This window comes from Glaciimonas sp. GG7 (genome assembly GCF_052976905.1).
In genome coordinates this window covers 16,619-36,216 of the sequence record NZ_JBRIIQ010000038.1, presented here as the reverse complement: position 1 = coordinate 36,216, position 19,598 = coordinate 16,619, and the positions used below count along the sequence as shown (strand labels likewise).

18 protein-coding genes are annotated in these 19,598 nt (G+C 52.4%); 1 reads left to right on the top strand and 17 read right to left on the bottom strand.

What is annotated here, in order from left to right; translation table 11 throughout:
• From ACVBEF_RS10995 to ACVBEF_RS10945, 11 genes are all read right to left on the bottom strand, one after another.
• On the bottom strand, positions 1-295 hold a 295-nt coding region (locus ACVBEF_RS10995; RefSeq protein WP_447123982.1), incomplete at its 3' end, for a cupin domain-containing protein.
• A gap of 164 nt (positions 296-459) precedes the next feature.
• A complete protein-coding gene (locus ACVBEF_RS10990) occupies positions 460-1,512 on the bottom strand; it encodes a branched-chain amino acid ABC transporter permease (protein ID WP_447123981.1) in 1,053 nt (350 codons plus the stop codon).
• Positions 1,509-2,378 (bottom strand): branched-chain amino acid ABC transporter permease, encoded by an 870-nt coding sequence (locus ACVBEF_RS10985; RefSeq protein WP_447123980.1) that lies wholly within the window; start codon positions 2,376-2,378, stop codon positions 1,509-1,511. The genes ACVBEF_RS10990 and ACVBEF_RS10985 overlap by 4 nt, the downstream gene beginning before the upstream one ends.
• 11 nt (positions 2,379-2,389) lie before the next feature.
• Positions 2,390-3,082, bottom strand: a complete 693-nt coding sequence (locus ACVBEF_RS10980) for an ABC transporter ATP-binding protein (RefSeq protein ID WP_447123979.1) — start codon at positions 3,080-3,082, stop codon at positions 2,390-2,392.
• A 2-nt stretch (positions 3,083-3,084) separates the two neighbouring features.
• Positions 3,085-3,807 carry an ABC transporter ATP-binding protein gene (locus ACVBEF_RS10975; RefSeq protein ID WP_447123978.1) on the bottom strand — a complete coding sequence of 241 codons (723 nt, stop codon included), beginning with the start codon at positions 3,805-3,807 and terminating at the stop codon, positions 3,085-3,087.
• Between the two features lie 62 nt (positions 3,808-3,869).
• On the bottom strand, positions 3,870-4,829 hold the full coding sequence (locus ACVBEF_RS10970) for an ABC transporter substrate-binding protein (protein ID WP_447123984.1): 960 nt from the start codon (positions 4,827-4,829) through the stop codon (positions 3,870-3,872).
• Positions 4,830-4,843: 14 nt separating this feature from the next.
• Positions 4,844-5,185 carry a hypothetical protein gene (locus tag ACVBEF_RS10965; RefSeq protein ID WP_447123977.1) on the bottom strand — a complete coding sequence of 114 codons (342 nt, stop codon included), beginning with the start codon at positions 5,183-5,185 and terminating at the stop codon, positions 4,844-4,846.
• Positions 5,186-5,311: 126 nt separating this feature from the next.
• A complete protein-coding gene (locus tag ACVBEF_RS10960; RefSeq protein ID WP_447123976.1) occupies positions 5,312-6,214 on the bottom strand; it encodes a SphA family protein in 903 nt (300 codons plus the stop codon).
• A gap of 81 nt (positions 6,215-6,295) precedes the next feature.
• Positions 6,296-7,936, bottom strand: a complete 1,641-nt coding sequence (gene mhpA, locus ACVBEF_RS10955; protein ID WP_447123975.1) for a bifunctional 3-(3-hydroxy-phenyl)propionate/3-hydroxycinnamic acid hydroxylase MhpA — start codon at positions 7,934-7,936, stop codon at positions 6,296-6,298.
• Positions 7,936-8,949, bottom strand: a complete 1,014-nt coding sequence (locus ACVBEF_RS10950) for a VOC family protein (RefSeq protein WP_447123974.1) — start codon at positions 8,947-8,949, stop codon at positions 7,936-7,938. The genes mhpA and ACVBEF_RS10950 overlap by 1 nt, the downstream gene beginning before the upstream one ends.
• A 78-nt stretch (positions 8,950-9,027) precedes the next feature.
• A complete protein-coding gene (locus tag ACVBEF_RS10945; RefSeq protein WP_447123973.1) occupies positions 9,028-9,864 on the bottom strand; it encodes a fumarylacetoacetate hydrolase family protein in 837 nt (278 codons plus the stop codon).
• Positions 9,865-10,038: 174 nt separating this feature from the next.
• On the opposite strand from ACVBEF_RS10945, the gene ACVBEF_RS10940 reads away from it, so the two are divergent.
• The gene (locus ACVBEF_RS10940; protein ID WP_447123972.1) at positions 10,039-10,788 is read left to right on the top strand and encodes a TetR/AcrR family transcriptional regulator; all 750 of its coding nucleotides are present in this window, start codon (positions 10,039-10,041) and stop codon (positions 10,786-10,788) included.
• Between the two features lies 1 nt (position 10,789).
• Here ACVBEF_RS10940 and ACVBEF_RS10935 read toward each other — a convergent pair whose 3' ends face one another.
• The 6 genes from ACVBEF_RS10935 to ACVBEF_RS10910 all read right to left on the bottom strand — a co-directional run bounded on the left by ACVBEF_RS10935 (position 10,790) and on the right by ACVBEF_RS10910 (position 19,541).
• The gene (locus tag ACVBEF_RS10935) at positions 10,790-12,184 is read right to left on the bottom strand and encodes an ISKra4 family transposase (protein WP_447123971.1); all 1,395 of its coding nucleotides are present in this window, start codon (positions 12,182-12,184) and stop codon (positions 10,790-10,792) included.
• A gap of 258 nt (positions 12,185-12,442) precedes the next feature.
• Positions 12,443-12,817, bottom strand: coding sequence for a copper-binding protein (locus tag ACVBEF_RS10930; RefSeq protein WP_447123970.1), 375 nt, complete (start codon positions 12,815-12,817; stop codon positions 12,443-12,445).
• 190 nt (positions 12,818-13,007) lie between these two features.
• Entirely contained in the window at positions 13,008-16,139 is a 3,132-nt protein-coding gene (locus ACVBEF_RS10925) for an efflux RND transporter permease subunit (RefSeq protein ID WP_447123969.1), read from the bottom strand.
• Positions 16,136-17,725 (bottom strand): efflux RND transporter periplasmic adaptor subunit, encoded by a 1,590-nt coding sequence (locus ACVBEF_RS10920; protein WP_447123968.1) that lies wholly within the window; start codon positions 17,723-17,725, stop codon positions 16,136-16,138. Before ACVBEF_RS10920 ends, ACVBEF_RS10925 begins: the two co-directional genes overlap by 4 nt.
• On the bottom strand, positions 17,722-19,068 hold the full coding sequence (locus ACVBEF_RS10915; protein WP_447123967.1) for a TolC family protein: 1,347 nt from the start codon (positions 19,066-19,068) through the stop codon (positions 17,722-17,724). The genes ACVBEF_RS10920 and ACVBEF_RS10915 overlap by 4 nt, the downstream gene beginning before the upstream one ends.
• Positions 19,069-19,145: 77 nt before the next feature.
• Positions 19,146-19,541: a hypothetical protein gene (locus ACVBEF_RS10910; protein ID WP_447123966.1), complete on the bottom strand. Its 396-nt coding sequence runs from the start codon at positions 19,539-19,541 to the stop codon at positions 19,146-19,148.
• Positions 19,542-19,598: the final 57 nt, after the last annotated feature.

Sequence of the window (19,598 nt, the reverse complement as noted above, 5' to 3'; positions counted from 1 at the left end):
GTCTCCGACTCAGTAGTTCTATGCCGAGTACCACGGACAAGCACGAATCGATCATAAAACGCGCCCACCCTTTGAGCATATACACTATATGGAACTCCGCCTCGTGGATATGCCATCCGGTACCCGCCTCCGGGGCCTTATTCGCGGTTACCAACTGCGCAATGACACGCCCATGCGTGGCGGCCTTGATACCGAGATCGCGGTAGTTAAAAAAGTCCCGCAAACCATCGGATTGCAGGGACGTATCAGCCGGTTTAATATGTGAAAAATTGGTGGCAAGTTGAGTGTTTACCATAATAGAAATTCTCCTAAAAGGGATTATAAATTTTACTTCGTGTACCTTCTACAATCACTGACCTCTGCTTTTATATCGCTGCCGCGTGTAAGTAGCATTGCAATAATGTCCTTGCGCGGGCAATTCGTTGGTGGAGCGCCAGCGATGGATACGCATCCCGTGCATTAAAGTTTTATGCTCTGAGCGCTCGGAGGTTCAGCCCTGACGGCGCTCGATGATTGGGGTAAAAGAACTCGCCGTTGCACCGGGAAGAATCGCAGATCATAGCGCTGCTGGATAAAACCCCAGATACCTTTTGGCCATTTGATCATCATAATAATCGCAACCAGACCCATGGCCATCAAGTACCAACTACCATAATCTGACAGCAATTCGCGCAAGCAAAAAAATATGACTGCGCCAACGATAGGGCCTTCGATTGTACCGATCCCGCCGATGACGACAATAAAAATTGCCGACACTACCCAACTCAAATCGAATGCTGAATTAGGTGCGATGCGTAACACGTTGAGGTAGTAAAGCGCGCCCACTAATCCGGTGCCGAACGCGGATAATACGTACACGTAAAACTTGACTTTTTCAACGTCAACTCCCTGGCTTTCGGAGGCTGCTTCGCTGTCTCTGATGGCTGTCAAAGCGACGCCAAAGCGCGAGCGCAGCAACCAGTAGACAAGCGCTACCGTGCCAATCGCCATCGCGCTGGCAATCCAGAACGTCACCGATTCACGCGTCGCTTTCGGAATACTGCTCATTGCCGTCAAACTCTCGCCAGATCCACCGCCAACCAATGGCACATTAGAAATCGCCAGTCGATACACCTCTGCCACCACCCAGGTACCCACAGCGAAATAGCCGCCACGCAAGCGAAACACAATTTTTGCTGTCGGTACCGCCAATACGGCAGCAATGATTCCTCCCAGCAGCACTGCAACGAATGGATTCATGTTCGCATGATTCGCAAACAAGAATAAGCCGTATCCACCTATCCCTATAAAAGCTTGCTGTCCGATTGAAATCAAACCGCCATAGCCAGCCAGTAAATTCCACATCTGCGCCAGAACCAGATAGCACATAAACTCCACCAAAAGGCGCAAGGTACTGGGCTCCGCCCAAAATGGAAGCGACACCAGCAAACCGCATAGCGCAACGCAGGCTATCAATCCGATCCGGCCAGCTCTGGTACTGCGTTCAATAACAAAGTCAATGGAAGTTTTCATGATGCAGTCTTCGCAAAAAGGCCGGTTGGCCTAAATATCAAGACCGATAGAAAAACGATATGGCCTACCAGAATGCCCCATCCTGGGTTAAATTTATACCCTATGCCTTGCGCAACGCCGAGCAATACGGCACCGGCAAAGGTTCCCCAAAATGATCCGAGACCACCGATAACGACGGCTTCAAATGCGTAGAGCAGGAAGCTCGGTCCCATGTCCGGGGTAAAGGAAGTCTTGATCCCGAGGAAGACGCCGCCGACCGCCATCAGGGCGAATGCCACCCCCATCGCCAGCCCATATACATGGCGGTTTTTGATCCCCATTAATTGGGCAGTTTCCTGATCATCCGAGGTCGCCCGAAATGCCATGCCGAGTGAGGTTTTTTTAAATAACATAGTCAGGCCTAGCGTGAGACTGGCGGCCGTCAAAAAGGTAATCAACGGAAACCATCCGATGGCCATATTTTCTCCGATATGAAGACTGGCAGTGGCAAGATCGCCAACGTCCAGTGATTTGGCGTCCGCTGAAAAACCTTCGAGAAGTCCGTTCTGGATAATGATGGACATGCCGAACGTCACCAGCAGCGGCGGCAAAATATCTGACCCTAACGTCCGATTGAGTACCGCACGTTGCAGGAAATATCCCAAACCAAACATAACGATCACCACGATCGGTAACGCCACGAAAGGATGGATGCCGCTTGCAGTCACCAATACCAAAGCGATATACGCGGCTAGCATGATGAAATCACCGTGCGCAATGTTGACCAATCGCATGACGCCGTAGGTCAATGACAATCCTATGGCAAATAATGCATATAGACCACCGGTCAATATGCCTTGAATAATTGTCGCTATCCATTCGGTCATGATGTGCTTTCCTAAATGCCAAAATAGGCATCTGATATCTGTTTTTTTGTCAGATCCGCAGAGGATCCCTTAAGTGATACGCGTCCATGCATGAAGCAATAGACTTGATCGGAAACCCGCATCGCGGTATCAATATCCTGCTCAACAATGATCACCGCAAGGCCGTCAGACGTAATCTTCGGGAGTGCGTCATAAATGCCCTTGACGACGATCGGTGCCAGGCCCAGTGATACTTCGTCGCAGATCAGTATCTTCGGGTTCGCCATCAGCGCTCGCCCGATGGCAACCATTTGTTGCTGGCCGCCGGAAAGCGCGCCACTGAGGTTATGGCGCTTTTCCTCAAGGTCAGGGAACAGTGCGTACACACGTTTCAGATTCCATGGCCCGGCACGCTTGGAATAGGCACCGATAAGCAGGTTTTCCTCGACCGTAAGACTGCGAAACAAGCGTCGGCCTTCCGGTACCATGGCGATTCCTCTGCCAACTATTTCATCCGGCGCAGTACCGCCGATAGCTACACCGTTGAACGAAACGGCGTCAGAAGGTGATGTCAACTGCCCACATATGGTCTTTAAAAAGGTGGTTTTCCCCGCGCCATTTGATCCAATAATGGCAATGGTTTCACTTTCACCGATCTCGAAATCAACGCCAAAGAGTGCCTGGAAATCACCGTAAAACGCTTCCAGATTTTGTATACTGAGCATAGTTAAACCTCGATTCCCATATAAACGCGTCGGACTTCTGCGCTCTCCATGACTTCGCGCGGCTCCCCTTCCGCCAGTTTTTCTCCAAAATTAACGACAAGAAGCCGGGTAGCGACTGCCAACAACGCATGTACGACATGTTCTATCCAGATAATGGAAATCCCCTCGTTGCGGATGTCGTTGACCATCGCCACCAATTCGTGCGCCTCATGCTCCGTCAGTCCACCGGCAATTTCATCCAGTAGTAGCACGTCGGGTTGGGTCGCCAATGCCCTGGCCAGTTCTAATCGCTTGCGGTCGAGCAGTGTCAGACTGCCAGCAAGACGGTTAGCTTTTTGAAGTAAGCCGGTGCGTACAAGAACCTCAATACAAATGGCGTCGGCATCCTGCCCTGATTTCTGTGCCCCGAACATAGCGCCTACCAGCAGGTTTTCGAAGACAGTCATCCCTATGAAAGGGAGCGCAATCTGATACGAGCGCCCGATTCCCGCACGGCAGCGTTGATGAGGCTGCTTCCCCGTAATATCCTCGCCACTAAGTACGATGCGCCCCTGATCGGCCCGCACATCGCCGGATATCAGATTAAAGATCGTGGTCTTACCAGCACCATTCGGTCCCAGGATGCCCAGCGCTTCGCCCTTCTCCAGCTTAAAGCTGAGATTTTTGGTGACTTTGAACGCGCCAAAGCTTTTTGAAACGTTTTCAAAAGACAAAAGTGGATCCATTATTTTTCCGTTTGCCCTCTTTGAGATCACACAAAGAGGGCGAAAGTCAACACGACCAATCGTTACAGCAATGGTTTGATTTTGGCTTGCACCGGAATATCGGGCGCAGTCTCATTGTTGACAACGATGAGATCGTATTTATGCTTAGTGCCTTTGACCCATTGGCCGCCTACCAAAGGTGTCTTGGCAACATTTTTGACCGGGCCATTTCCCCATGCCACATACCCGATAATGGTGTGTAGCTTGGTGGTGGTGATTGCGTCACGAATCGATGCTTTGTCGTTGATATCTTTGGTCCGCTTCAAAACATCGATGGCCACCTCAAACAAAGCGTGGGCATACCCAAGCGGCTGGGTCCATTGTTTCCTGGATTCGGCCTCGTAAGCATCACTGAATTGTTGTGCGCTTTGACCGGTCAGCGATGATTTGTACGGTCGGTTGGGGCTCCACCACAGTTCTTGCGTCAACCCATCTGCACTGTCGCCGAGCGCTTCCACCGATGCCGGAAAAGCCAATGCCTTACCAACCGACACTACCTTAGGTTTAAAGCCCTGCTGCTTGGCTTGTATCCAAAAGTTTTTAAAGTCAGGCGGTGTCGGCACCCCTGCAATAATTTGTACGTTGGCTTTTTTGAAGGCTGAAATCTGTGCACTGAAATCGGTTTGCCCACTTTGATAGCGTCCCGGATCGACAATCGTATAGCCTTTTTTCTTCAGGACAGGCGGCAGGCCTCGTTCCGGATCTCCCCACGCATTACCGTCACCATCATTGGCAAATAAGAGTCCCACGACTTTATTGGTTGGCACGTCTTTCCACATATTGGTAAAGACAGCGATGATGTCTTCAAGACCCCAGAAAAAGTGATAGGTCCAGTCAAAGCCTTTGTCCGGCTTGCCGCCGCGCGTGAAGAACCAGGGTTGCCATGGAGTGGTCGTGGAAATGCATGGCACGCCGTTTAATTCGCATTGATCAGACACGGGATTTGCATTTTCCGGTGTAGAACCGACGATCATCAGATCGATTTTATTTTTCAGGATCAGTTCGGCGGCAACTTCAGCGGCACGGTTCGGATTGGATTGGATTGGCTATCCTTGACAATAATTTCTACGGGGTAGTTTTTACCACCGATCATGATCCCCGTTTTCAACAATTTGTTAATATCGGCAAGGACAAAGCGATCTACTTCCCCAAAACCAGCGAGAGGCCCGGTTTGCGGCGTGACATAACCAATTTTTAATTTCCGCCCGGTTTGCGCGAGCGCTAAGGGATTAAAGCCGGCAACGGCTGCTGCGCCCAGAACAAGCGCCGTTCCGGCGGATGCCCGAATGACACCGCGACGTCCCGCATTAAAAGATTTTTCCGGATTTATTTTTTTCATAGTGGTCTCCTCAACGCAACCATGCTTTCAATACACGACATTGAAATCCATGCTGCAGGGTTAGTTATATATATTGCGTGCACGGAAAAACAAAGTTCCCCCGTCAAAGACGCAAGGAACTTCTTTTTACAGTGGAAATACTGATTTGATCCAGATCGCACTACCTTGTGCACGGTTTTCTACCGCCAGTTCTTTCTGCCATTTGGCAGTAACGAACCATCCTTTTCCGCTATCAAACTTTATTGATGGTCCGATGGAAAAAGCACGCCCTTTACTGTTGGGGATGTTGGCGCCATTTTGCTGATCTATGGTGGTCTGCTGGTAGTAATAACCACCCGCGCCAACGGTCCAGCCGTTACCCAGCCCCCATCCTGCGGCATAATCAAAGTGGAACTCCTGCCCCGATTTATAGTTGGTCGCAGTGTTCTTTTGATTGATCGTGTAGCCCATCTTGACGTCACCGTTGAAACCGGCAGGATCGATATAGCTGATGATATAGACCGGCTCGGTTGCCCAGTAATTGCGGCCAATATTCGTCAGGTCTTGCTTATTGTAGTCACCGACCGGTACGAAAAAATCCAGGCCGATCAGCGTATGCAACTGAGGACTATGATGATAGCCGAGAGAAAAGCCGGTCGTAATATCACCAACACCCGTCTTCTTCTGGCTTGCATTGCCCGCTGTTACATCCAGATTAACCAATGGAACAATCGCATGAAATGCCAAGTCCCCACCTGCGATTTGTTGTCCAGTAACCCAGATAAAGCGTGGTGCAAGCACATCTGCAGTTACTTTGAAATTTAATGGAATCCGGTTTCCATCTTTATCATTTAAACGGTCTGCATAGTAATGCTCAGCAAACACCATGCCATAAATACCTGGAGGCGGCATCGCCCCTGCGGCAAAGTTATCCACTCCCTGGGGGTACACCGAGCCGCCGCCCTCGGTAGCCTGCGCGCTGGCACAGCCGATCAGGCTAAGCACACAGATTGCGGCCAGTCGATGGCCATTTTTTATCATTTTATGCATTTTTTAGTCTCCAATTTTTATTGATATGTTGCGTCTTCGCGCTACCTATGACGCATTTTTTACTACTCCCTGCTTCCTGTACTACAACGCCGAATGATTCCCCTTGAAACCGTATGCATGTAATGCTGTTTTGAGATGATTGATTAACGGCGACAGGTCGGCGCTGTCTGAGGCTCCGCCGTAAATATAAAAGTCGGGTCGAATCAGCATCGCGACCAGGTCGTGGTCATCCATGAATGCACTAAATTTCTGATCAATATCGACAATCGCACTGGCGTTGCTGCCGTCTTCCTGATCTCCGACATAAACGATCTTGCCGCCCATACTGATGAAAGTGTCTCGATCGGTCTGAGTCAGAGCAGCAGCATGCGCGGTGTTGCGCAAGACCAGCACGAAGCCAAGGCCGACGACATCATCGAAGCGTCCCAGCCGGCCGTTGTGCCTGACCGTTCCATGTGGACTGAGTAGCCCTGCCGCCACAGTAAGTTCGCCCTCTGCATTTCGATCCAGCAAGCCTTGGGTCAAACTTGGAAAAGGTGGAGGAGGTGCGACGGTTTTTTCGAAAAAGCCCTGATCGCGGCGTGCGGCCTCTTCTGCGTCAGGAATGCAAATCACTTTTCCGAGATACATCGACAAATCAATGATGTCGCTGGCATGTGGCTTACGCTCTATCTGATAGGTATCAAGTAAAGAATCGTTCGCCTGACCTATCAAGATAAGATGAAGTTTCCATGCAAGATTCCAGTCGTCACGTAATCCTGCACACATCCCCTGTCCCATAAACGGTGGCATCACGTGCGCCGCATCGCCAGCGATCAACAAACGATTTTTGCGCCATGTATGGGCGATCAGGGAACGGAAGGTATACACCTTATGACGAACAATCACTGCCTGATCTGGTGTCACCCAGGGAGCAAGCAATTCCCATGTCATCGCTTCTGTTTCAAGCGATTCACGAGACTCGCCCGGCATCCGCATAAACTCCCAACGGCGGTAATAACGGCCATCACGAATGCCAGCAGGGACGATGGTGGTCGGCCTGGCCGGATTGCAATATTGGGCGGCGGCCGGAATATCCAGTGTTACGCCTTCGTTCGGCAGCAGGTCAATCACTAACCAGTCGGCTTCAAAACCGCGATCTTCCTGCGTGGAACCGATTGCTGCCCGGACCAGGCTGTTGGCACCGTCAGCACCCACCAGATAACGGCCGCGTACTTTGCGCACCTCACCGGTAGCGACTTCCGTTGCCACCAATTCGGCATAGTCCGCGGTCTGTCTTACTTCGGTAACATCCCAGCCCAAATTGATTTCTATTTCCTTATAACGACGGGCGGCCTGATCGAACATCGCTTCCATCGTTGGTTGGTGGACAAAGTTTACTTCTGTGCCACCGGAGATCGATTCTGCCGACCAGTCTATAGACAATAGCTCTTTCCATTCGGCGTTGAACCATCGGTATGGGGGCGCAGGATGGCTAACCGCTGGCAGCTCATCGCGCAATCCAATTGCCGATAAGACACGGTATATTTCGTGGTCGATACATACCGCGCGCGGCAAGCCGAAGCGCTCGGTCCAGCGTTCAAATACAGCGACGGTGTGGCCCTGACGGGCCAGCATCACTGCCAAAATTTCACTGACCGGACCATAACCGACCAGAAGCACGTCATATACTGTATTTTCCGCGTTGTACAAAGTGTCTGTTTGGCTGGTTGAATTACTCATCATGCTTCTCCATTTTTTACCTGTGGGGTGACGCTCGCCGTGACCGCTTGATCCGGTGGCAAGTCAGTACGAATTTCATAATTCTTGATGAAATCTTCCGGAGGTGGTGCACCCCAGACGTAAAGGGCGTCCTCCGGCAGATAGTCATCGGCGGGCCAATTCAGACCGGCGGCGATGTGGTCGATATCAAACGAATATTCACAATAGCTGCCCCAGGGATCACGCACATAGCGGAAATAATTGGAACCGAGAACGTGTCGTCCTAATCCCCATCCCTGGTCGTATCCTGCCTGTGTCATTTGCTGACTTCCCAGTCCGACTGCATCCAACGACGACACGTCCCAGCTACTGTGATGCAAGCCATAATCGGTGGAGGTTGCCATTGCGATCAGATGATGATCGCTGCCATGTGGGCTATGCAAAAAGGCGATGATGGAGCCGGAGCGATCGGACATGCGCAGGCCGAGAACGTCGATATAAAATCGTACGCTGACGTCAACGTCAGCGGTAAACAACAGGATGTGCGACAAACGGTTAGGCTGAACCTGGGTCACTGCGCATCGGTGCGGTGCACGTCCGCTAGTGCTGACTTCTGCCGGAAAAATGCGCGGCGACTTGATATCCGGAGAAGACTTCTGGCAAACCAGCAATTGTTGCGGCAATCCGTCCGGGCCCGTGAACCAGATGCCTTCTGGATTAGCAGCATGCGGGGCATTTATGCGCTGCACCCTGTGCTCATTGAGCTGTTGACTAAATGCCTCCTGATCATCGGCGTAGATTCCCCAGCTTACCCAGAGCAGTCGTTTATGCGCGCCCTGAAAAACGCGTGCCCACCGATGCGGATGTCCAAAGGTATGTAGCGCCAGACAATCTGCCTCGACTTTTACATCAAGGCCAAAGCTGCGGTAAAAATGTTCGGCCTGCTTTAAGTCGGGCACACTGAAAGCAAACTCATCAATGGAATGCACGCCGAGCACGTCGGGACGCCTTGAAAACGCTGTGAGGATAGCCATGTCTCTCTCCTATATCCTGAACCTGATCCCGTTCCATCGCCAATTCTGGTCTTATGAAACTGTGGAATATTTTTTACTTCACACCACTTTTTGGGTCTGACTGCCCAACTGGTCGATGTGTAAAGAGACGACATCCCCCTTTTTCAAGAACTGCGGCGGTTTCATACCCAGGCCAACACCGGAAGGTGTACCCGTAATAATCACGTCGCCGGGGAGCAAGGTCATGAACTGACTAAGATAAGAAACGATTTGAGCCACGGAGAAAATCATGTCTGCGGTGTTACTACGTTGTTTCACAACGCCATTAACGCTTAATTCCATCCCTAAGGTTTGCGGATCGGGAATCTCGTCGGCAGTCACTAACCACGGGCCAATCGGGCCAAATGAGTCAAAACTTTTACCCTTGCCCCACTGTCCATTGCGCTTGATCTGCCAGGCACGTTCGGAAACGTCATTGGCTAAGCAATATCCGGCTACATGACGCAAAGCAGACTCTTCAGATACCTTGCGCGCTGTGGTACCGATCATGAAAGCCAGTTCGATTTCCCAATCGGTTTCTTCTGATCCTTCGGGCATCACGATATCGTCGTTTGCCCCACTTAATGAGGTCAGTGCTTTAGTAAATACCACCGGCTCAGTCGGAATAGGCAAGCCAGATTCTTCAGCGTGCTTGCGATAATTCAATCCGATTGCCACAAACTGCCGCACACCGGACACAGGAACGCCAAAACGCGGTGAGCCCTCTACCAACGGCATCTTTTCAAGATCAATTGCTGCGAGCGCAAGCAGACGTTCTGGCGCAAGCCACTCGGGAGTGAAATCTGGCACCAAAAGTGATAAATCACGGAGTCGCCCTTGAGCGTCGAGAGCGCCGGGCTTTTCAGCGCCAGGCATACCGTATCGAAGTAGCTTCATGAATATGTTCCTCTAGTTAATATTGACACATTTGTCAAAATGAAGAATATTTCATGTTGACGTTATTGTCAACTGTGATAATGATTATTTATGAAATATATTTCTAGCGTAGTTTTTACTGTAAATTTGGTAAATGGAAGCTAACCCGGTTGAATTCGGGTACCCTCTTGCCCAATGAATAAACCTATTGAAAGCTCCGCAGAAAACCATCGCACCAGAGTGGGTTTAGAGCGTCGCGAGAAAACGCGTGCGTTACTGATCAAGAGTGCGGTGGAAGTATTTGCCAACAAGGGGCCAGATCTGCCGGTCATTGATGACTTCATCGCCGCTGCTGGCGTTGCGCGGGGAACGTTCTATAACTATTTCAAGACAACTAGTGAATTGCTCGCGGCCGTCGCCGGTGAGCTCAGCGATGAAGTGCTGAGTATCCTTGATCCTGAAGTATTGAAATATGAAGATCCTGCTGTGCGAATTTGCATGGGCACTAAGCTCTATGTTCACATGGCAACGCTTTACCCGCTATGGGGAACATTTTTAACGCGCATCGGCTCGCAGCACGCTGTACGCGGAAAATTGCTGGATATCTATCTCACGCGCGATGTTGAGCTAGGCATAGCAAGCGGGCGCTTTTCCGTTGAGGATCCTTTAGTGACCAGGGATATCATTTTGGGATCAATTTTTTTCGGCATTGAAACCTTGCTCACAGAACCGAGTCACCTGCACCATATGGAAAATATGCTGTACATCGTCTTACACGGAATGGGACTAAAGGCAAAAGAAGCACGCGAGATCGCTTTTATGCCGTTACCTCCAACAGGCATGGTATCCGGTCCCATTTTTTCTGCGCTACTCACACCTAAGTCGGACGACGACTATGGGGTAGTGTGCACAGAGAGCGGACGAAATCGGGGGCTGAACTCTTGATTTACGCAGCCATAGAGAAATCTTCCCAAAGATTTTTTTGTGTGAACTTTGAGTGCTTTACATATAGCGGTTTCTTAAAAATATCGGCAAGCTCACCATTGAGATCTTCTACGCGAATATGCAACAGAGCATTCGCGCCATCAAGAGTCCAGCGCATTTGTCCCTTTTTCTTGAAGCGATCTCCGATCACAAAGTTAACCGCTGACTCTGCCAGACTCGTCGAGATCGGAAGACCTGCCCGATAGCAGGCAGCATAGTTGATTAACCGGCTCTGATCTGAGCCCAGATAGCCAATCATGTCTTGCACTTGCTTCTGAAGCTTGCTGGTCGTTATTTTGCCAACCTCGCGCAGCCGTTCGATCGCACCTTGTGCGCGACCATGCCACAGCCGCCATTTCGCAGGTTCAACCTTCTTCATCAAGATAGCGGCATCGTCTGGTTGCGAATGGCGCATGCCACGAATCTGCTGAAGGATGTGCTCGAACCGCATGGCAATATAAAACCAATCGAGGATGCGCTGGACTGGCCGCCAAGGTAAATAACTCGGGTAGGCAACATCGTCACCCCCATCGCTGATGATGGCCACTGGTGCATCAATCGGAACGTCGTGCTGATGTAAAAAATGGTGAAACCGGTCCAGGGCTGACCACATCTCGTCGTTCACATACGCCATCGATGCTGATGGACCATCCGGATGACGAAGCCGCGCGGCAATGATCGCAAACGAGCATCTGCCATGACACCTTGCCGGGACCGAACGAATGTAGCCAGCATCCACTGGCAACGCATAGCGCGGTTGCTCCAGCGGTGGATCCGGTAATCGAAGCGGCATACTATTGAAAAAATTCTCGGTATCGTAGCGCGCCGTTTTATCAATCTGGCGGCCAACTTTACGAACCTGATCCTTGATCGAAGAACTGCACGGAACCGCGTCAATGGGAAGTACGTCTGCCAGCAATGCCGAGGCACGCTCGTACAATACTGTGGTGGCCCAGCGGGTCTGCAGACAAACAAATTCCTGATGGGACCGCTCTGTCAACCTCTCGGCAAGCGGATTAAACGATGCGCTTTCGTGCCTAGAATGGCCGCAGATACAGGTCGAATAATAGCGAGGACTATTAAGGTGAAGTTTACCAAATGCTGTTCTGTAGACAATCGACGCAGACCCTTTTCGCGGCAGTGGCTCCCCGCATCGGCCGCACAAGCAGTTCGCTGCAATCACTTCTTCCGCCTGTGCGGTGGCAACAATTTGCTGAAGTCTTCCTATGAGCGATTTGACCTCAGCAAGTTGCAGACCGATTCCTAATTCGACAGTCGTATTGGCATCTCTTTCAATCGTTGCAACGCAGATACGATTTCGTTTACCACCGATCCTGACTTCGATATCGACGCGCATTTTGTCCTCCATAATTCGTTCGTGGAATCGAAATCCTCCCACTAATTTGCTCGGTCAGCAACCTTAGCTAGCCCCCGATTTCGTCCGCTCTCTTTACTCTATTAGTGTGGTCTTTATCTTTCTCTTCTAAAAAGGGGAAATGGACTAAACCAGACAGGTATATGGTTTGCAGTGAGGATGTTGCGATTGATCTTTAACTTCGCTGGTGGCCTCCCTTGGCCGGGCACACAAAATGCTGCACCCGCCCATAAAAATCCTTTAATTCACAGCGGTGACGACATAATTCGCGTCCTGTTTGGTGAAGTCGATCGTTACTTTTTTGTCGACGGGAAGCTTATTGAAAAGGGTTTTGTCTTTCACGGAGAACGTCATGGTCATTGCTGGCCAATTCAAACTTTTCACCGGCCCGTGCACTAGGGTCATCGTACCTTTGGTTGGATCAACGACTTTCACAGTACCCGTAGCATGATGAGTGATGGCTTTGATGCTGGAGTCGGAAGACATTTTTTCCATCGGCATGGCTTTCATGTCCATCCCTTTCATGTCCATTGTCTTGGTGCCTCCAGATTGGGCCAGCGCAAGAGGGGAAGTCGAGCAAGCCATGATCAAGGCTAGCGTTACGATAGGTTTCATGCGTATTTCCTTATAAAGTTGAGAGACTATTAAAAATAAATTGCTGCTATAAAAATAAATGGCTGCCTGTACTACGTTGTTACAGGTCATGTAAACCCGACTACTGCACTTTTCAGTCATCTTCCTATAATTCAAACCACAAACTCTGCCAGCCCTATGCGTGCGCCTCTGGTTCAGTGGTGTCTGCATGTCAACGCTGGCGGAGCTGATGCCGCCGCAACAGCAGATAGACCGCGGGCACCACAAACATCGATAACAGCGGTGCGGTTATCATGCCGCCGACCATCGGTGCGGCGATGCGCTGCATGACTTCTGATCCGGTACCAGCTCCCAGCATGATAGGTACCAGCCCGGCGATGATGACCGCCACGGTCATTGCCTTCGGGCGGACCCGCAATACCGCGCCTTCACGTATCGCATCGAGCAGATCGGCCTCACTGTCCTTACCATTGCTCAGGCGCTCTTCCCAGGCATGTTTCAGATAGAGCAGCATAATCACGCCGAATTCGGCTGACACCCCCGCTAACGCAATAAAACCGACTCCACCCGCGACCGACAGGTGATAGTCGAGCAGCCATAGCAACCAGATACCGCCCGCCAGCGCAAATGGCAGCGTTCCCATGATCAGTGCTGCTTCATCTAATCGGCTGAAGGTCAGATACAGCAGAACAAAGATAATTAACAACGTGGCAGGCACTACCATCTTGAGTCTGGCAGTGGCGCGTTCCAGATACTCAAACTGTCCCGACCAATTGACAGAGTAGCCCGCCGGTAATGCCACTTCTTTGGCAACGACTTGCTGCATGTCGTGTACGGTGGAACTCAGGTCGCGGTCGCGTATATCGACATAGACCCAACCCGACAGACGTGCATTTTCGCTTTTCAGCATCGGCGGACCATCATTAATGTGAATCGCGGCGACATCGCCCAATTGGATTTGGGCACCCCGATCCGTCAGTACCGGCAAATGGCGTAGCTTTTCGACCGAGTCACGCACTTCGCGCGGGTAACGCAGATTGATGGGGAAGCGTTGCAACCCTTCGACGGTTTCGCCAATGTTGTCACCCCCAATCGCCGCCGAGACCACACTTTGTACAGCGGAAATATTCAAACCGTATCGCGCTGCGGCATCGCGGTTGATATCCACATCGATATAGCGGCCGCCATTTAGCCGCTCGGCCAGCGCCGATGACACGCCGGGCACATGCATCACTGCCTGTTCGATGGCGCCAGTGATACGATCGATTTCCTGCAAACTGGCACCGGCAACCTTGATCCCGACCGGACTTTTAATACCGGTCGCCAGCATGTCGATCCGGTTGCGTATCGGCGGCACCCAAATGTTAGAGAGCCCGGGCACCTTGACGATGCGGTCCAGCTCTTTAATCAACTTGTCCGGGGTCATGCCGGGGCGCCACTGATCGTGCGGTTTGAACTGAATCATGGTTTCAAACATTTCCAGCGGTGCAGGATCGGTTGCGCTTTCAGCCCTGCCGGCTTTGCCGAATACACTTTGCACCTCGGGTACGGTTTTAATGAGCCGGTCGGTCTGCTGCAATAATTGCGAGACCTTGCCCGCCGACAGACCCGGTAACGCCGAGGGCATGTACAACACGTCGCCTTCGTCGAGCGGCGGCATAAATTCACCGCCCAGGCGGGTCATCGGCCAGATCGTCAGTATCACCATCAGTCCGGCCCCCAGCAAAGTCAGCTTCGGAAACCGCAATACGATATCGAGCAATGGCCGGTACAGCGCGATCAGCCAGCGATTAAGCGGATTTTTTTGCTCGTCTGGGATCCGCCCTCTAATCAAATACCCCATCAGGACAGGAATCAGCGTCACCGCCAAACCGGCGGCGGCGGCCATCGCATACGTTTTGGTAAAGGCCAGCGGAGAAAATAACCGTCCTTCCTGCGCTTCCAAAGTAAATACCGGGATAAAGGACAGGACGATGATCAGCAACGAAAAAAACAGCGCCGGGCCGACTTCAGCGGCGGCGTCGCCGATGACACGCCAGTGTGCGTTGCCACGCAGCTCTTCACCAGGATGCTTGTGATTCCATGCTTCGATATGTTTGTGGGCATTCTCTATCATGACCACCGCGGCATCGACCATGGCACCGACCGCGATGGCGATACCCCCCAGGGACATGATGTTGGCATTGACTCCCTGATAATACATGACGATAAAGGCGATCAGGATGCCGATCGGGAGCGTGATAATGGCAACCAGCGCCGAGCGCAGATGGAACAGAAAAATCGCGCACACCAAGGCGACGACGATGAATTCCTCTATGAGCTTATCTTTTAAATTAGTGACTGCACGCTTGATCAGACTCGACCGATCATAGGTAGGAACGATCTCGACACCAGCTGGCAGACTGGCTTTCAATATCTCCAATTTGGCCTTAACCGCTGCGATGGTATCGAGCGCATTCTTGCCAGAACGCATGATGATCACGCCGCCAGCGACTTCGCCTTCACCGTTCAGTTCGGCAATCCCCCGCCGCATTTCTGGCCCGATTTGTATCCGTGCCACGTCCCCCAGCCTTACTGATACACCGGCATCGGTAGTCATCAACGGAATCTTGCGGAAATCGTCCAGCGATTTCAGATAGCCTGATGCACGCACCATGTATTCGGCTTCACCCAGTTCCAGCACCGAGCCGCCGGTTTCCTGATTGGCTTTCTGCACCGCGTCGATAATCCTCGCTTGCGGGATGTTGTAAGCACGCATTTTTTCAGGGTCGAGCACAATCTGGTACTGCCGCACCATGCCACCAATGCTGGCGACTTCCGAGACATTCGGCACTGTTTTCAACTCGTACTTCAGAAACCAATCCTGTAACGAGCGCAACTGTGACAGATCGGTCTTACCACTGCGATCGACTAATGCGTATTCGTAAATCCAGCCGACCCCGGTTGCGTCAGGTCCCAGTACGGCCTTCGCTTGCGGTGGCAGACGCGACTGCACCTGACTCAGATACTCCAGCACCCGCGAGCGCGCCCAATACGGATCGGTCCCGTCGTCAAACAGCACATAGACAAAAGAATCGCCAAAAAACGAATACCCCCGGACGGTCTTAGCACCTGGGACCGATAACATGGTCGTTGTCAGCGGATAGGTGACCTGATTTTCGACGATCTGTGGTGCCTGGCCGGGATAGCTGGTGCGAATAATGACTTGCACGTCTGACAAATCAGGAAGCGCATCTAACGGGGTATGTGCCAGTGACCAGATGCCCCAGGCGGTTACCATCAGCGTCGCCAGCAGTACCAAAAACCGATTCAGGATCGACCAGCGGATCAGTCTGGCGATCATTGTATCGGCCTCACAGCTTTATTCTTCGCCGCCGCAGTCGGGGTGATGTTGCTGATCTCGTAGGCGCCATCCCTGGCCGGATGAATCTCGAAAATCACCTGATCGCCGACCACAATATCGTGCGGTAAACCAGCCGCTGGCACTTTGAATCCCATCGTCATCGGCCCCCATTGCAAGGTCGGAATCGGCCCGTGCGAGATCGTGATTTCGTCTTTGTTCATGCTTTCCACCCGGCCTTCGCCGCGATGCGTAGCCCCGGCACCTTTGCCTGGCTCTGCTGCGGTCGGTTTGTCAGGAGTTACCACAGACATGCTACTCATCCGAGTTTCGGTCCCCTTCAGACTGGCTTCTGAATCAATCAGGAACTGACCGGAGACCACGACCTTCTGTCCAACTTCCAATCCATTGCGTATTTCACTCTGACCGTTGGCTTCGCTCCCAACCTCAACTTCAGCTGGGAAAAATGTACCGTTTCCTTGCGCCACCATGACCACACTACGCGTGCCGGTCTGGATTACCGCTTCAGTCGGTATCAATAACAAGTTATTACGCGCAGCAGACGAAAAATTGAGTGTCGCAAACATACCGGGCATCAACTGGCCCGAGGGATTGGCGAGTTCAATCCGGGCCTTCAATGTACGGGTAACCGGATTCACATCAGGCAGGATTGCACCTACTTTTCCGTTAAATACTATTCCTTGCAACGCCGGGGTGCGGGCTTCCACCCGATTCCCCGGACGCACCATGGCAGAGATGCTTTCCGGGATGTCGGCATTGACCCAGATGGTGCCGAGGCCATTGATTTTGAACATCGACGCACCGGTCGTCACAGTCATCCCTTCGCGTAACGCAAGCTCTGACACGACGCCACCAATAGGCGCAGTAATGGTCAGACGCGCCAGCACTTTGCCACGCGTTTCTACCAGGTGAATCTGGTCGTCGGTCATGCCGACTAACCTCATGCGCTGACGTGCACCGCTCAGCAGTTCCTCCAATCCGACCCCCTGCATATGTATCACCGACAGGTATTCTTCCTGCGCCGCTACCCATTCCGGCACATACAGTTGCGCCAGCGCCTGCCCCTTCCGAACCGGATCGAGTGGCGCACGCACGTAGAGACGTTCAACAAAACCATTGCTGCGTGCCTGCAACAGCGCGACATCGCGCTCGTTGTAGGCGACGCTGCCCGTAACAACCACTGCGGATGTCAGGCTACCGCGGGTGACATCGGCAGTGCGAATACCCAAGTTTTGTTGCACCCGTGAGCTGATGTTGACCTTGCCGTTGTCGCCGCCATCGTCGGCATAGACCGGCACCAGTTGCATGTCCATGAATGGTGATTTTCCGGGCTTGTCGAATTTCTGCCCGGGTACCATCGGGTCGTGCCAATACAGTACCTTCCCGGCGGCATCATCGGTGCGCATACCGCTCGCAGGAGCACCGGCTGCTGCCGCGCTAATGTCTGGCGTGGTCATCTTCTGCCCCGCATGCATACCCAGCGCATATAAGCCATACCCGGTTGCGCCGAGTAAAAGGACCACCACCAGGACCACCCCGGACGAAACGACGATTTTATTATTTTTCATTGCGTGTCCTTAGGCATTTCCGCTGGCGTCATCCCTGTATCAACGGGAAATAGAAAATTCAGTTGAGACCATAAACGGTCGGTATCGGTTGCCAGTTGTAATGCCTGGATGCGGACATCGATATCATTGCGACGGGCTGCCAGCACATCGGCCAGACTGGCTTTGCCACCGCGGTAGGCAGTGATCGTGGCGCCGGTGCGTTGATTCGCAAGAGGAATGAGTTCGTGCGTATAGCGGGCCGAGCGCTCCCTATCGTTTTGCCATTCGTCCATCATGCTGCGGGTCTCGGCAATATGTGCGCGCAATATTTCCCCACGCTCATCCTTTGCTGCTGCAACCAGCGCCAGTTTTGAAGAGAGTTCGCGATCCTGACGGTTCTTGCGATCCCATTGCAGCGGGATCGACACCCCTACCGAAATCATGTTGGAATACGCTGCCCCGCGCTGCTGGAACGCTACTTCTACTGTCCAGTCGGATTTTTCGTTGGCCTTCGCTAGCCTGGCTTGGGTCTCGGCGAGATCGACCTGCCTGCTAAGGACGGTAATTTGGGGATGATGCTCAAGCTGACTTTCCAGCGTCGCCGGATCCATACGGATCGACTCCGTGTCTGGTTTGGTGGACAAAGAAACGCCGTTGATATCACCTATCCAGCGCGTGAGCACGATGTTGGCACTGCGTACGCGTCGCTGTGCTTCACTGGCACGATCATCAAATGTGGCCAATGCACTGCGCGCTGCAAAGACATCGGCCTGACTTCCGCGACCGGCACGGTATGATCCTTCGGCCACCTGTATTTCAAGCCTGGCTTGGTCGCCTTGCTCAGCGATCACTTCTGCCATCGCGTCAGCATAATAACGATCAAGCCATGCCAGAGCGGTATCGCGCTCAATCGCGGCCGTGCTCACCATTTTCTCGGCTAGGGTCTTTTGCGCCTCCAGTTCGAAGCTGTCAGCACGCAAGCGGCGTTTATCCGAACCCGTGATTTCCTGCATCATACCGACCCGGCGCATGGTCATGAAGTCGTTGTTGAGACTACCGCGGTCGCGCCCGGTGGCAGGCAGGTTGTCGATGCCAAACTTCAGGACGGGATCGGGTAATTGGTGAGCCGCCACCGCCATATCGCGCGCTGAGGCGATCGAGAAATCCTGTGCGGTGAGTTGGCGCGACCGTTCGACCGCGCGGCGTTGCGCCTCCGCCAACGTCAGCGGAACCTCGGTTGCATAGCTGTTGGCAGTGAGTGCCAGCAATCCCGCGAGGGCAGAGAGGCTGACTTTCAGACAAAAATAAACGTTCCTATTGCGCGCCTGAGGACGCGCAATAGGGAGTGTTAACAGTAGGGACAACATCCAACCTCCAGATAGCAATAGACAACATCAGGCGTGCACGCGGCACGACAATGACGAACGTAACGATCTGGGAGTTAAATACGGAAGCAGCAGTGACGAATAGATAGCGGTGGCGCAGTGGTCCGCGTCAACAAAAGAGAGGATGGCTCTGCGCTACGGGGACTGTAGGTAAGCGACAGATGGTGGACTACCAGCGTCAATGCAGCCGCCATAAAGGCCTGAACATGCGGCAGTTGCGGCTTGTCGAACGATTGGTTGCCCGCTTGGTCGCTTGCGTGACATAAAGCTGGCTGCGCGCTGTCCATGCCTTCGCAGCCGACCATTAGCTCGGACTCCATCACCATCGGCTTATCGACTGTTGATGCGTTGAAGCCCGGACATGCGTATCCCGCCACAGCAAGCTGCGTAAACAGCATGCTGATGAGCATAATGAAGGCGGTAATCAGGCGGGTTCGACGGGAAAGTTTCATTCTTATTACATTTTTTAATTCATTTATCGTAAACCGTAACCATATTTATAGTCGAGT

Excerpts from the sequence above, each read along its gene's own strand:
- ACVBEF_RS10975 (WP_447123978.1), bottom strand. The coding sequence starts at position 3,807 with ATGGATCCACTTTTGTCTTTTGAAAACGTTTCAAAAAGCTTTGGCGCG.
- ACVBEF_RS10945 (WP_447123973.1), bottom strand. The coding sequence starts at position 9,864 with ATGAAGCTACTTCGATACGGTATGCCTGGCGCTGAAAAGCCCGGCGCT.
- ACVBEF_RS10965 (WP_447123977.1), bottom strand. The coding sequence starts at position 5,185 with ATGAAAAAAATAAATCCGGAAAAATCTTTTAATGCGGGACGTCGCGGT.
- ACVBEF_RS10980 (WP_447123979.1), bottom strand. The coding sequence starts at position 3,082 with ATGCTCAGTATACAAAATCTGGAAGCGTTTTACGGTGATTTCCAGGCA.
- ACVBEF_RS10935 (WP_447123971.1), bottom strand. The coding sequence starts at position 12,184 with ATGCGCGTCGATATCGAAGTCAGGATCGGTGGTAAACGAAATCGTATC.
- ACVBEF_RS10925 (WP_447123969.1), bottom strand. The coding sequence starts at position 16,139 with ATGATCGCCAGACTGATCCGCTGGTCGATCCTGAATCGGTTTTTGGTA.
- ACVBEF_RS10985 (WP_447123980.1), bottom strand. The coding sequence starts at position 2,378 with ATGACCGAATGGATAGCGACAATTATTCAAGGCATATTGACCGGTGGT.
- mhpA (WP_447123975.1), bottom strand. The coding sequence starts at position 7,936 with ATGAGTAATTCAACCAGCCAAACAGACACTTTGTACAACGCGGAAAAT.
- ACVBEF_RS10940 (WP_447123972.1), top strand. The coding sequence starts at position 10,039 with ATGAATAAACCTATTGAAAGCTCCGCAGAAAACCATCGCACCAGAGTG.
- ACVBEF_RS10960 (WP_447123976.1), bottom strand. The coding sequence starts at position 6,214 with ATGCATAAAATGATAAAAAATGGCCATCGACTGGCCGCAATCTGTGTG.
- ACVBEF_RS10950 (WP_447123974.1), bottom strand. The coding sequence starts at position 8,949 with ATGGCTATCCTCACAGCGTTTTCAAGGCGTCCCGACGTGCTCGGCGTG.
- ACVBEF_RS10990 (WP_447123981.1), bottom strand. The coding sequence starts at position 1,512 with ATGAAAACTTCCATTGACTTTGTTATTGAACGCAGTACCAGAGCTGGC.
- ACVBEF_RS10930 (WP_447123970.1), bottom strand. The coding sequence starts at position 12,817 with ATGAAACCTATCGTAACGCTAGCCTTGATCATGGCTTGCTCGACTTCC.
- ACVBEF_RS10920 (WP_447123968.1), bottom strand. The coding sequence starts at position 17,725 with ATGAAAAATAATAAAATCGTCGTTTCGTCCGGGGTGGTCCTGGTGGTG.
- ACVBEF_RS10910 (WP_447123966.1), bottom strand. The coding sequence starts at position 19,541 with ATGAAACTTTCCCGTCGAACCCGCCTGATTACCGCCTTCATTATGCTC.